The organism is Marinobacter sp. L-46 (assembly GCF_056859535.1).
The window spans coordinates 1-13,052 of the sequence record NZ_JBSXOP010000051.1 but is presented as its reverse complement, the minus strand read 5'-3'; the positions used below and the strand labels follow the sequence as shown (position 1 = coordinate 13,052).

10 protein-coding genes and 1 pseudogene are annotated in these 13,052 nt (G+C 54.4%); 5 read left to right on the top strand and 6 right to left on the bottom strand.

Going from position 1 to position 13,052, the window contains the following annotated elements; all coding sequences use genetic code 11:
• Positions 1–15 precede the first annotated feature (15 nt).
• Together AC13DJ_RS07215 and AC13DJ_RS07210 are read right to left on the bottom strand one after the other, a co-directional pair.
• A complete protein-coding gene (locus AC13DJ_RS07215; RefSeq protein ID WP_474540902.1) occupies positions 16–501 on the bottom strand; it encodes a DUF4411 family protein in 486 nt (161 codons plus the stop codon).
• The gene (locus AC13DJ_RS07210) at positions 488–1,648 is read right to left on the bottom strand and encodes an ImmA/IrrE family metallo-endopeptidase (RefSeq protein WP_474540903.1); all 1,161 of its coding nucleotides are present in this window, start codon (positions 1,646–1,648) and stop codon (positions 488–490) included. The genes AC13DJ_RS07215 and AC13DJ_RS07210 overlap by 14 nt, the downstream gene beginning before the upstream one ends.
• A 138-nt stretch (positions 1,649–1,786) precedes the next feature.
• On the opposite strand from AC13DJ_RS07210, the gene AC13DJ_RS07205 reads away from it, so the two are divergent.
• From AC13DJ_RS07205 to AC13DJ_RS07195, 3 genes are all read left to right on the top strand, one after another.
• Entirely contained in the window at positions 1,787–5,119 is a 3,333-nt protein-coding gene (locus tag AC13DJ_RS07205; RefSeq protein ID WP_474540904.1) for a type I restriction endonuclease subunit R, read from the top strand.
• Positions 5,119–5,814 carry a M48 family metallopeptidase gene (locus AC13DJ_RS07200; RefSeq protein ID WP_474540905.1) on the top strand — a complete coding sequence of 232 codons (696 nt, stop codon included), beginning with the start codon at positions 5,119–5,121 and terminating at the stop codon, positions 5,812–5,814. The genes AC13DJ_RS07205 and AC13DJ_RS07200 overlap by 1 nt, the downstream gene beginning before the upstream one ends.
• 245 nt (positions 5,815–6,059) lie before the next feature.
• A complete protein-coding gene (locus AC13DJ_RS07195; protein WP_474540906.1) occupies positions 6,060–7,622 on the top strand; it encodes a DUF726 domain-containing protein in 1,563 nt (520 codons plus the stop codon).
• A 489-nt stretch (positions 7,623–8,111) separates the two neighbouring features.
• On the opposite strand, the gene AC13DJ_RS07190 is transcribed toward AC13DJ_RS07195, so the two are convergent.
• The 4 genes from AC13DJ_RS07190 to AC13DJ_RS07175 all read right to left on the bottom strand — a co-directional run bounded on the left by AC13DJ_RS07190 (position 8,112) and on the right by AC13DJ_RS07175 (position 11,490).
• On the bottom strand, positions 8,112–9,005 hold the full coding sequence (locus AC13DJ_RS07190; RefSeq protein WP_482932913.1) for a recombination directionality factor: 894 nt from the start codon (positions 9,003–9,005) through the stop codon (positions 8,112–8,114).
• A 61-nt stretch (positions 9,006–9,066) separates the two neighbouring features.
• Entirely contained in the window at positions 9,067–10,068 is a 1,002-nt protein-coding gene (locus tag AC13DJ_RS07185) for a YqaJ viral recombinase family nuclease (protein ID WP_474540907.1), read from the bottom strand.
• An 86-nt stretch (positions 10,069–10,154) separates the two neighbouring features.
• The gene (locus tag AC13DJ_RS07180) at positions 10,155–11,117 is read right to left on the bottom strand and encodes a DUF932 domain-containing protein (RefSeq protein WP_474540908.1); all 963 of its coding nucleotides are present in this window, start codon (positions 11,115–11,117) and stop codon (positions 10,155–10,157) included.
• A gap of 4 nt (positions 11,118–11,121) precedes the next feature.
• The gene (locus AC13DJ_RS07175) at positions 11,122–11,490 is read right to left on the bottom strand and encodes a hypothetical protein (RefSeq protein WP_094625228.1); all 369 of its coding nucleotides are present in this window, start codon (positions 11,488–11,490) and stop codon (positions 11,122–11,124) included.
• A gap of 293 nt (positions 11,491–11,783) precedes the next feature.
• Between AC13DJ_RS07175 and AC13DJ_RS07170 the strand changes: the two are divergent.
• Together AC13DJ_RS07170 and AC13DJ_RS07165 are read left to right on the top strand one after the other, a co-directional pair.
• Positions 11,784–11,894 (top strand): annotated as a pseudogene (locus AC13DJ_RS07170) (IS5/IS1182 family transposase); the annotation flags it as partial.
• A gap of 275 nt (positions 11,895–12,169) precedes the next feature.
• Entirely contained in the window at positions 12,170–13,000 is an 831-nt protein-coding gene (locus AC13DJ_RS07165; RefSeq protein ID WP_482932897.1) for a TolC family protein, read from the top strand.
• The last annotated feature ends 52 nt before the right edge of the window (positions 13,001–13,052 follow it).

Sequence of the window (13,052 nt, the reverse complement as noted above, 5' to 3'; positions counted from 1 at the left end):
GGCCGGCAACTGCCGTTAACTTTTGAAGACAGCCCCGCTATTGCGAATCAGCTGCAGGAAGTTGATACAAGTTACCCCTACCTCCGGCAGCTCACAGACCGCCGGAATCTTGTACTTGGCAAGAATATCAGGCTTCCCAAACTGACGACCTTCGTCAGAAATCAGCGTTAAGCCATTTACACTCGCAGTCGCAATGATAAAGATGTCGTTCTCACCGACGCCCTTCGGGTGATACTGATCTTCCTCGATACCAAGTAGATGCTTTATCCGTATCGATTCGGCCAGAACGTCGGACGTCAAAGGCAGCACGGTGATGTCATTACGCTTCAACCAGTCAGCGCACTCCGGAGTTTTCTTGCTAACCTCTGCGAGCGCAACGCCAGGAATAACCAGGCTTTGATTCACTAGTTCCTCCTCCAGCCAATCCCACAGTGGCGGAAATAATTCCGGCGGGTAATTATCCCAGGCGTAAATAATCGACGAAGCATCAAATAGAGACATGCTTATCTTCCAGTTGCCGCAGGTCTGCTATTTTCAGGTTGTCCAGGTAGGAGCTTGCGCGGGACAACGTAATACGCTGTTCATGCAGGGCATCCAAAACGGTACCCACATAACCTTTCCCGAATACCCGCACTGGCTCCTTGAAGCGGTATCGGGAGCCACCGCCACTACTACGGACCGGCGCGGGGAGGGATTGTTTCCAACGGCGATAAGCTTGGTAGCTTTCCTGTGCAAGGAGGTTGGAATCCAACATCCGCCGCAGGATCACTTCGGGACTAACACACCAGCGACGAGCGTCATCTTCCAAAAATCGATCGTAAGCCGTAACGTCTTCTAAGGGGAAATCCTGAAGACTTACCGTCTCGAGAAACTCCTGTGGCACGAGGACGTTTCCAGCAAACCGGTTCGCAGCTACTTCATTGGCGCTGTGACTATGGAAGTCGTCTTCATCATCAACGAAGCTTTCTCGATGAAGCAACAAATGCCCTAGCTCGTGCATCATGGTGAACGCCTGGGCACCCTCGGACTGCTGTTTCTTAACAAAAACAACCGGGAAATGGTCAAAATACAGAGAGAACCCACGGATCGGGCTATCCTTCGGAATCTGCCATTTACCCGCATAACCGTTGCTCAGAAATACAAGAATGTTTTTCGCCTCTACGGCTGCCCGGATCTCGGTAAAGGTTTGCCCCTCCCGAAGCCCCAGCCAGTCGCGGGCCAACTTTGCTGCCTGTATCGGTTTAGGTGTTGTCCCGGCCATACTTTCCGGGAACCACTCTGTCTCGACTGGCTCGCCCAAATCTTCCCGGAGACTCAGATAGGTCAATCGCTGGCGCTCAGTACGTTCGACCAGCGCACGAAACCGCGCACTCAATCGAGGCTTCTGATTGTTGAGTGTTCGAAATTGAACGGAGTGAACGCGTCCCTCGCTGACGGGCCCTTCTTCCAGGAAAAACAACAGTCCCCGATTAAAGTGCGTGGCTAACTTCTGTAACTGTTTAACAGTCAACGCCTCTTTACCCTCAAGAGCTTTCTCAAGGGTAGCCAGAGCAATGCCGGTTTCGTGGGCCAATTCTTCTATAGAAATGCCCAGGTCTTCACAGCACCAGTTAATTCGGGATGGGTTTACACCCTTGATCTTTTCCATAGCGCGAATGATAGCAGGACAACAGCAAGTTGGTAGTGGGCGAATCGAGAATCTGTTCCTCTATACTCATGGTATTCCGTCGTTTTTGGTAGACTCCAATCATGCATAGCGCCGCACACCGACACAAAAGGAGTTGTAATGCCCGGCCCGGAATTTACTGAAGTCGAGCTCCCTTTCATTCGACAATTGGAACAGGAAGGCTGGGATTACATTGAGGGCTCGCTGGAAGAGCCCGCTGTTACCCATCGTGAAACCTTTGCCCAGGTCGTCATGGAGTCGTTGCTTCGGGAACGGCTTGTAGCCATCAATACCCGGAACGGCTCGCCGTGGCTGGATGAACGGCGGGTTGATCAGGCGGTTTCAGCCATCACCCGCCTTCCCGCCAATAAAGTGATGGAAGCCAATCAACTGGCCACTGAGCTACTTCACGGCGGAATCACCGTAGAGGGCCTGCCAGACTGGGACGGCGGCAGGGGGCAAACCATCCAGTTCATTGACTGGGTAAACCCTGAGAACAACACCTTCACTGTAGTGAATCAGTTCAAGGTCAAATGCCCACCCGGGCACGATGGCTGGAAGGGCCACGTGATCCCGGACCTGGTTCTTTTTGTTAATGGTATCCCCCTCGTAGTCATCGAATGCAAAGGCCGCACGGTACCCGAGGGCCTTACCGACGCTGTAGACCAGTTACGCCGTTATCATGATCAGCGCTACCACGATCTCGAAGTGGAAGAACACGAGGGCGCCCCTGCCCTGTTCTCTACCAATCAGTTTATGGTGGCCTCGAATTTTGACGATGCACGAGTGGGAACGATCGGTGCCGGATTCGGCCATTACCTGAATTGGAAAACTGTGGTGCCTCGGTCAGAAGCCGAGGTAGCAGAAAAGCTCGGTGTTAGTTCACTGTCCTCTCAACCACGGTTGATCGCTGGCATGCTGCCACCGGCCAATCTGCTCGATATCGTCCGCCACTTTATGCTGTTCATGAGCACGGGTGGCCAAACCATCAAGCTCGTATGCCGGTACCAGCAATACCGAGCAGTGACACTCGCCGTCCAGCGCCTGAAAACCGGAAAAACCCGGATTGAGGATGGCGAGCATGACCGCCGGGGCGGCATTATCTGGCACACCCAGGGCAGCGGCAAAAGCCTCACGATGGTATTTCTGGTCCTCAAGATGAGAACCGACCCGGATCTTCGTCGGTTCAAAGTCGTCGTGATCACGGATCGAAAGGATCTCCAGGATCAGTTGTCTACCACTGCCACTCTGACCGGTGAAACCGTCAAGATCGCCAACAACACCGGCAAACTGAAATCACTTCTGGGGCAGCCCGGCCCGGGACTCGTTTTCGCAACCATTCAGAAATACCGTGAGCATGAGAGCGTTTCTGCCGCATACCCACCTCCCAAAGAGGAACGTGGGCTTGAGCTCAACCGCCGAGATGCAGCAGAAGAAACTGACAGCACACCGGTAAAACCCACTCCCGCAAAACCACTAGGGCTGATCAACGACAGCCCGGACATTCTGGTGATGATCGATGAGGCTCATCGGACCCAGGCGGGTGATCTGCATGCCAATCTCCTGCAGGCTGTACCCAATGCTGCCCGAATCGGGTTTACCGGTACGCCCATCATCATGGGCAAGAAGAAGCAGACCAGCGATATCTTCGGGGATTACATTGACCGCTACACCATCAAGGAAGCGGAAGAAGATGGCGCCACGGTACCCATCCTCTATGAAGGCCGAACGGCAGAGGGTGCCGTCAAGGAAGGCGCCAATCTCGACGATCTGTTTGAGGATCTATTCAAGGAGCGAACCAAAGATGAACTGGAGCTGATCAAAAAGAAATACGCGACCAAGGGCCAGATTTTTGAAGCACCTCTGCTCATTGAAGAGAAGGCCGCCGACATTCTCCGCCACTATGTAACCAACATTCTTTCGAATGGATTCAAGGCTCAGCTGGTCGCCTACAGTCGTCGCGCCGCAATCCGATACCTGGAAGCACTCAAACAAGCCCGGTCGAAGCTACTTGAAGAGGCCATGGCACTGCCGGCTGAAGACAAGAACATCGCTGAGACCGACGTAATTACTCGAACACCGCGAGTCCAAGCGGCTATTAAAGCCTGGCAATACCGCGACCTGTTGCAGAAACTGGATTTTGCCGTGGTATTCAGTAGCAGCAACAACGATGACAGCGGCTGGGCGCAATGGAGTGACAGGGCTGAAATCGAGCACAACATCAGCCGGTTCAAGAAACCGCTGTTTCATAAAGATCCTGAAAAGGCGGACCCGCTCAGTTTCCTGATCGTCAAATCCATGCTGCTAACTGGTTTTGACGCCCCCATCGCGGGCGTGATGTATCTGGACCGGCCTATCCGTGAGGCCGAATTGCTGCAAGCAGTTGCCCGGGTGAACCGTACCGGCTTCGGCAAACGCTGTGGGATTGTGGTGGACTACTATGGCGTTGCCAATCACCTGAAAGAGGCACTTGCCGCCTACAGTGATGAGGATGTCGAAGGCGCACTGCAAAGCCTGAAAGACGAAATTCCGATGCTACGGGACCGCCACCTGCGTGTCGTCGATGTGCTGAGGAAACAGGGCGTTGATAGCCTGGAGGGTGCAGAGGAGGCAGTTACCGCCCTGGGTGATGAGAGATTGAGAGCCGAGTTCATCGTTAAGCTGAAGGAATTCAACCGAACGCTGGATGACGTGCTGCCCCGCCCGGAAGCGCTGGAATTTGTAAACGATGCAAAACAACTGGCCTACATTCACGCCCTGGCGCGAAATCGCTATAAAGATAGCCCGGAACTCGGCAAGGACGTAGGCAACAAAGTCCGCAAGCTGATCGACGACTACATGATCTCTCTGGGCATCAACCCGAAGATTCCGCCGGTGCAATTAACCGACACCGATTTTGATCAGCACATTAACCGGCAAGTCAGTGATCGGGCCAAGGCATCCGAAATGGAGCATGCGGTGCGCTCTCACGTGCGCAAGCATCTTGACGAAGACCCGGTGAAATACACCAAGTTAAGCGAACGCCTGAAGGAGATTCTGGACCAGCTGGACGGGCTCTGGCAGGAGCAGGTGGATGCTTTATCGAGTCTGGTCAAGAAATTGAAGGACGACGAAGCAACGGACGATGAACCGACGTCTGCCCTTCCCTCCAATCACCTACCCTTTTTGAGGCTGATGACCGAAGTGAAATACGGAACCGATGCGCTCCCTGCAGCCGATGAGCAGGAGAGCCTGGAGCAAGCCACTGCATCAACGGTTCAAATTATCCAGGAAGAACTGCGCATCCCGGATTTCTGGAAACCGGCCCATCTGCCAGACCAGGAGCGTTTGCGAGGCAGGCTGTTCGAAGAACTGTTCGAACTCGATCTACTCCCCATGGATCAACTGGATGGATTGCTGGACAAACTGATAGACCTGGCCAAAGCCAATCACAGCAAGTTGGTAAACGCGTGATGGAATTGCAGGTAGACGATCTGACTTTCGAGGTGCGCCATAGCAAACGGCGAAAGACCCTGGAAATCATCGTGGACCGCGAGGGCGACCTGGTAATTGCCGCTCCCAAAGGTGTCGAAGATCAACTTCTCCAGGACTTCGTTCAAGAGAAAAAATTTTGGATCTACCAGAAGTTGGCAGAGAAAGCCGAGCTGCAAAAGCCTCAGCCTCGGAAGGAGTATGTGAACGGCGAGGGTTTCCTTTACCTGGGCCGGAGCTACCGGCTGAAGCTCGTTGATGACCAGCAAACGCCCCTCAAGTTGGTAGCAGGTCGATTCTGCCTACGCAGAGACCTGCAGCCTGACGCGAAACAGCACTTCATTCACTGGTACAGCACCAAGGCGCAGATTTACCTAAACGAGAAAGTCCAGACACTCGCCGCACGCATGGGCGTTGAGCCAGCTGGCGTAAAAATTCAGGATTTGGGCTATCGCTGGGGCTCCTGCGGCCGGGGAAACCGACTCTACTTCAACTGGAAGACCATACTGTTGCCGCGCGAGATTGTGGAGTATGTGGTAGTGCATGAGCTAACTCACCTGCATGAACCGCACCATACGCCGCAGTTCTGGAAGCGAGTGGAGCGGGTTCTGCCGGATTATGAGCGGAGGAAGGGGTGGTTGGCTAAGAATGGGATTGGGGTGGAAGGGATTGATTAAATCTCAGACTTCTACATCTGTTTGAAACACCAATAGGCATTCCGGAACGATTAACCGAACAGAATACCGTCTGTCCCCCTTGAAGCATCATCACAAAATGATGTGTACTAACAAGCGACTGAGTAATTACAACTGGACCGAATCGTAAGGCATTGAGCTCTTCACCTACCCTCCCGAGCTGGTGGGAGCTGAAACAGCGTATCTCTACACACCCCACATAGTTACTTCCAGAAAGGGATTTCCTGATGAAAAATTTCAAGACCTTTGGCAGCAAGATCTCTTCCCAAGCTCAAAGCTGGGCTAAAAACGCAGGCGAATGGGCTGATCGTGCAGCCGATACCATCGGTGAACTCACAGACTCTAAGCTTCATGAAGGTGGCGAGCACTACTGTTCCTGGTGTTTCGAGCTTCATTCTTGCTCCCCCGTCGAATCGTCAAATTTTTCCAGGAACGTTTACAGCTGCGATGGCTGCGGAAACCGCATCGTAAAATGTCGGGTTTGCGACAATTACGCAAAGTTCATGGCCAAGGCCGAGAACAAGACAGAAGAGGCCGAGGAAGAGCAAGACGATAAAAACAGCTCAACCTGGGGGTGGGATAATCAGTTTTGTTCCGTCCATTCTGGAACCATTGCCAACTTCGAGCACCTGAATGACCAACTCGATGAGATTAGCGATTACAAAAAAATCTTTGAACGCAGTGGTCGAAATTTCAAGAGGATCGGTACAGCCACCGCATGCTCGGTTGGCACTGCCGCAGTCATCGGTCCAATGGCCTTCCTGGCAGCTCCCGCAATGGGCGCGGCCATCGGTTCCAGCTTTTATGGCCTGAGCGGAGCAGCTGCGACCAGCAAAGGTCTAGCAGTACTCGGCGGCGGCGCCATCGCCAGTGGCGGACTCGGCATGGCCGGTGGCGTTGGCGTGGTTACTGCTACTGGCGCTGCACTAGGGGCACGGGATGGCGGCATCATTAGCAACGGCTATTTCGGAGATGTTGATGGTTTTGAGATTGAGCAACTGACCGAGGGTGAAGGCCCCACCGTTGTCTGTATCAATGGTTTTCTTAATGAGGGCAACGAAGCCGCAAGTGCCGAATGGCTGAAATCTGTCATTCGGCAATATCGTGACAACCCCATTGTCCACGTCGCCTGGGAATCTAAACGGCTCAAAGATATTGCGGAATTCGCTGGCTCTTTCGGTGCAACCAAGCAAACCGCCTGGCACTCGGCCAGAATCGCAGGAAAGCGCGGACTACGCACCGCCGCCAAGAAAGCTGCACCGCTCGGCTGGAGCATGACTGCTCTCGGACTGGTGTCTAATCCCTGGTCCATCGCTTGCGTTAAAGCCGCTGAGACCGGAGCACTACTCGCGGACTTGATTGCCCGAACCGACCGTGAATACATCTTGATTGGTCATTCCCTCGGTGCCCGTGTTGCGTACTTCTGTATGGAAGCGCTGGCTAGCAAATCGGAATCTTTTATCAGGGAAGCCCATCTTTTAGGCGGCGCCATCGACTGCGGCAAGCGCTTTGACGAAGACGGCAACTCCACCGAGTCAACCAAAACCAATTGGGACAATGCAACAGGCGCTGTGATCGACAAGATCTGGAATTACCATTCAAGCAATGATGGAGTCTTGAAGTTTCTCTATCCGAGAGGAGACAAGTTCCAGGGCTATCCGATAGGCAGGCACAGAATCGAGCATGGCAAAGTGGAGAACGTCGATGTGACCGATGTCGTCGGCGGTCATTCAGAGTACATTCCCAATCTCGGAAAAATACTCAAGAGAGAAGAAGCTTTGACCGGATAACAGCCGCTCCACTCGGATAACACCCTCAAGCAAGCCCCTCACTACGCAGACTTCGTTCCAGCTGTCAGATGATCCACAGTGGGAGGGCTTGCAACATCAACAGCCGGCTATGCAGTTCCCTTTAATAGGGCTACCGGCCGTTTGGCAAAACACGGTGGAAACTTTGAACTTACTAACGCATCACCAACGTTATCTTCGACACCACCGTTACGCTTGCACAGCGAAGAGCCCGTTCTGACCGAAGCGCGGATAGAGTCAACCGTTTCTTTGACTCGCTAGAGGAAAGCTTCGAAGCACCTGAGACCACCACGACCAGGTGTAAGGAGACAGTTTATGGCGACATAACGTGTCGCGAGACCAAGTATTAATTGAGAATTACCTCATATTCTCTAACAGCACAAAAAAAAGAGTACTCACGTCTTTCCCCCTCTGAGAACAGAGGGGGAAAGACGTGCCATTGGTTAACAATGGTGAAGTCGAAGTAACCAGCTACGATCTTGTAGCATCAATTTCCTTCGATTTGTCGAATAACAAGCCGATACTCGCCACATTTTGTGTACCTGCTTTCACCGCTTTGCTATTAGCGGGATAAAATTCCTCAACAACCTCAGTCATCTCGTCCTCATCCCATTCAAACAACGCATTCCCAAACCCCTCGGCAGCCGCCGCATCCAGCGCGGCCTGGTCAATACCCTCCTCTGCCACCTTGTTGGCTGTTTCTTTTGCCTCCGCCACCGCTTCTTGCAATGAGAACCCTTCCTTGACCACCAAATCCACATAGAAAATGGGCGTTCGCCGGCTCTGGGTCGTGCTTTTACCCCCCAGTTTCAGTTCCAGCGGCATGTAAGCCAGCAAGCCCCCGGACACGGCCTGGTAATAGCTCAACCGTGCCGCAAGCGTCCGGATGCTGTTGTAACCGGTTGTGCGGAAGATGAAGGTGCCGAGATCATCGTCGTCACCGATCTTCACGTTCAGGCGCCCGTAGGGCTTGCACAGACCACCTTTGCCGAACTCGCACAACGTTGGCCCAGGGCACGGCAACGACTGGACGCCAGATTGCGTCAGGCGCTTGCAGGTATCGCCGTTCCCCACACACATAGGCCGTCCGCTTTTGCGGTCGAACATGGTGTATTCAGCCCGCAGGTTGAGATCCGCGTCATTGAAGAGCATGCGTACCGGAATGGTTCGCAGCTTGTTGTTGGGCGCGTCTTTTCTCAGCTCTTCGTCCAGGGGGTGCAGTACCCAGCCATCCTTTTCCTGGATTTGGGAGGTGATGGTGAATTGATTGTCTTTCTGTGGCAGCCGGATGCCGTTTTTCTCAACAACCCGACCGATACTGATACGCCCCAACACCGGAGGCGTGATGGCTAACCCTTTAATCATGATGCTTCTCCTGAAAAAGGGCCACGGGGGCACTCGTTACACCCGCGTGGCCAAGGGGACATTAGGCATGGATCAGAAACCGGCGACTGCCCGGCTTGGTGAGGGGATACTGCTCCAGCAATTCCGGCTGGTCATTCAGTAGCTGTTTGACATTGAGCCCCACGGAATCCTTGCTCCGCTTCCAGCTCACGCCGCCACCCGGGAACGTGGCCTTGGAGGCCTCGCCCATGTGGCTTTGAATGCGCTGCTTCAGATGGGATTCAGTGGACTTGAGGGTTTCCATTTCTGAGCGAATCGCCAGCAGTTCGCTGAAAGCATCGGACAGCTCCTTGCTCTCACTGAAGTCCAGGGTCTCGCCTTGGTCTTCAGGATAGAGATGGCGCAGCGCACGTTCTGCCGACGCCGTGCCATCCACCGGGGGTGGCGTATCCGTTTCCACGTAATCCCAGAACTGGCGTTCCAGTGTGATCAACGCTTCGATTAGCTCTTCGTTTCGCTCGATTCGGAAGATCTTGAGTGACTGGCCACACAGCAACACACAGACATCCGCAGCCTGCTTGCCCGTGACTGCCAGCTGGTGCTGAACTTGGCACTGGATGTAGTCGGGCACACCGCCTTTCCAGAGACGTGCCCCAAACTCACCAGCGGTTTTGCATTCCAGAACTTGCACTTCGTCATCAGCCACCACGGAATAATCCAGGTTGGCCAACATCCAGTGCTTGTCTGGATCAGGATGCTGCAGTACCGCATTCACTCGCCGGACCTTGCGGCCTGTTTGTCGGCTGTACTGCTCAGCCACAATGGGTTCCAGGATATGCCCCCAGTAAACCGGTGATTCCGGATCATCCGAGTCCGGCTTTGGCATACCGGCATCTCGACCGGTTTTGACCATCCATAGCTCCAGTTGAGACTGGTATGGGTTCATGCCCACCGCTGCCGCAGCATCACTGCTGCCAATGCCTTGTTTACGGACCTTCAGCCATTCGTCACGGCTGAGGCCTTTGGTTGAAACCAGCCGCAGTGCTGGCCGTTGCTTCTGAATGACGTTTGCGCTCATGCCCATGGTGTTTTCCTCCAGACATAAAAAAGCCCACCAGAGCACGAGGCTCCGGTGGGCTTTATGGCGGTTTTAGAGTTTTGAGATAAAAGTCAGGCCACAAGTGACATGGCCTGCTCGAGTGCGCGGTTTTTGATGGAAGCACCATTACCAAACCAGGCGGAATCAAGCCGGTGGTCAACAGTTTTGGCGCGGCGTTGATGGTCAATGAACTCGGTGACCGCGTTCAGCAAGCCATAGGCGGTGCCATCCGACGATGCCAGTGTGGCGCCCATGCCCTCCCCTTCATACAAGGACAGGGCCTTGGCCATGGACCGTTCGTTGGTTTTGCCAACACCGGTACCGGAATCGTCCGTGAACACCTTCAGGAAGTAACTCCTGGCCTCAGTGGCTTTCACCTTCCGCTCACTCAGGGTTTTCAGGCGGTACATGAAGTCATCCCACGCGGAGACGGAAATGCCGAGTTGCTTCTTCACCAAGTCCGCATCGAACGCCGTGTTGTGCTTCACCTTCACAGCATTGGCCGTGGAATCCTTCAAGGCCACAGCCAGGGTGTTGTTACACACCACCCGAATACTGGTGAATTGAGCCGTAGTAGCCATGGTGCCATCACAGGCCGTGGCCAACAGGACGTAGGCGTTGGTTTGGTCATTGCCTTTCAGCACGCCCGATTGACCGGTGCGGGCCAGCGCCCACATTTTTCGACCACCGTTCAGGACACCTGCTGTTTCCAGCTCAAAGCCGGAGACCTCGGTGAGATCCCGGTAGAACTCCAGTATTTCTTCCGGCTGCACCACCTTGAACCTGTTACCGACGACAGACAGCGGCGCTTTGGTATCCGAGCGATACAGCACCTTGGAATCCGGGTAGGACAAGATCTCGCCCAGCGGGCTTCCGGCATTAGTCACGTAGCGAACAGGGCTTTCCTGGATCTGCCAGTCGAGGCCGGCCTGCCTGGCCCAGACTTCGAGTGGTTGATTGGAGGTGAGTTCATTCCCCAGGCCATGCCAAGGGGTTTGGCCAACGTAGGCCATTTGCTCGATCAGATGAGCCATGGGGTTACTCCTTAGGGAATTTTGAGGTGGGGTTATCGGTGGTCTCGTCTTCCGGGTCAGGTTCGATGCTGAACGAATGACCACACTCCAGGCAGCGGTAATTATCAAGCACGACTTCATCGAGCACATCGCCCAGGATGATGCCAGCGGAGACACCGGTGACACCGCCCAGCAAACCGCCGATCACCGCACCACCGATACCACTCACCGGGCCAGCCATCGCTCCAACGACAGCACCTGTTCGAGCACCTGCAATTGCGGAGGCGTAGCCGCCATACACGCCAGCGGCAGCACCGACCACGCCAGCCGCCTTTTTTCCGTAGTTGTTCCTGCCAATCCGGGTGGACAGGCATCTGGGGCATTGTTCGGACATTGGAATTACCTCTGTGAATTGGGAGGGAAGGCACCGTTGGTGCCTTGGTTCACAGAGGTGATATAGGTTTGAGATTAGTTCGAATAACGATGCCTGGCAGGGCCGCACCGAGGCGGATGAACTGATGATCCTGAACCTGGGACACCACTCCAGACCGCGCCCATTGTATTGCCCTGGTGGCCACATTGGTCGCAAAGCGAACATTCAGCTTGGAAGATAGCGCCAGCCTAACGGGCCGATTCGTGGAATTGCACTGGAACACTCTGGTCCAGTTGACGGACTTTTTGAACTCGGAGCATCCCTTTCGCACCATCAAGCGGCAGTTAAGTTATGCCAAAGTCCGCGATCGCAGCCTGTCGAAGAACACCAACCTGTTCTACCTGTTCGCGGCGCTCAGCAACATGCGGAGTGACAGGTTCGCCGTTTTTAAGCCATTTTATGCGTCCTTCACCGCAGTAGTTCTTGTACTCTTCCGCCACGTCGGGGCGGCGGCTGCTTCGAATGCTTCTTTGGTCTTCGTGACACGCGCATGGCCCTGTTCTTCATGGAGCATCCATTGGTCGTCGCCGTAGATAATAGGCAGGTCCATGAAGGTCTTAACCCTCCATTAACCACCTCCTAGATAGTCTGTATCCCGTCGTTTACCGCAGATTTGACCGCGCCCGAATGGACTTTACCTATGTATCGCTTGCCCTGCTCGAAAGTAGTGCTGACTGCTTTATGCTGCCTGGTTATTGCAGGCTGCAGTTCGTTGTCCACGAGAACGGACTATCTCGCTCAGGCCGATTCCGAGCGTCAGAACGTCGTCTCCAAGTTTGAGATGGAGGTTGGTCTCGAAACAGCCTACCTGAATGAGCTGGTCAACAGCCATGACCTGGACGCGCTTATTGTCGAAGCGCGCGCGGCCAATCCTGATTTCCAGCAAACACGGCTTTCACTCCAAATTCTCCGTGCTCAATACCGAGCGACTCAGGCGGATCAACTCCCCGACGTCGAGGCTGGATTCGTCGCGAATAACACTGACGGTCTAGATACTGCCTACACCGGCACCGTCAGCATCAGCTGGGAGCTGGATTTGTGGTCGAAGATTTCTGATGAGGCGTCGGCTGCCGCCAGTGACGTTGCTGAACAGCTGGCTCTCTACCAAGCTGCGCGGGATACGCTCGCAGCCGAGGTCATGCAGGGCTGGTTGAAACTGGTGAATCTGAATCGCTCCGTTGCCATCGAAAAGCAACGCGCGGAGCTATTGGAAAAAAACGAACAGTGGATTCTTCAGCGTTACCGCTCGGGACTGGGTGACCTTGAAGATCTGGACAGCGCCCAAAGCTCTGCGGCCAGTGCCAGGGCGACATTGATTGCAGTTCAGGAATCCCTGCAGCAACAGCAAAGGGCGTTGAACCTGTTGCTCGGGCGAAGCCAGGCTAGTTGCGGTAGGAATGCCTCTCACGAGGCACCCCCCGCACAGATCCGTACGTGCGGTATTACCGCATACGGCTCCTGCCTCGGGTGACGACGGCGAAACCGCTCGCTGGGCCAGGGGTGGAGGATACGCGGTAGCGGGA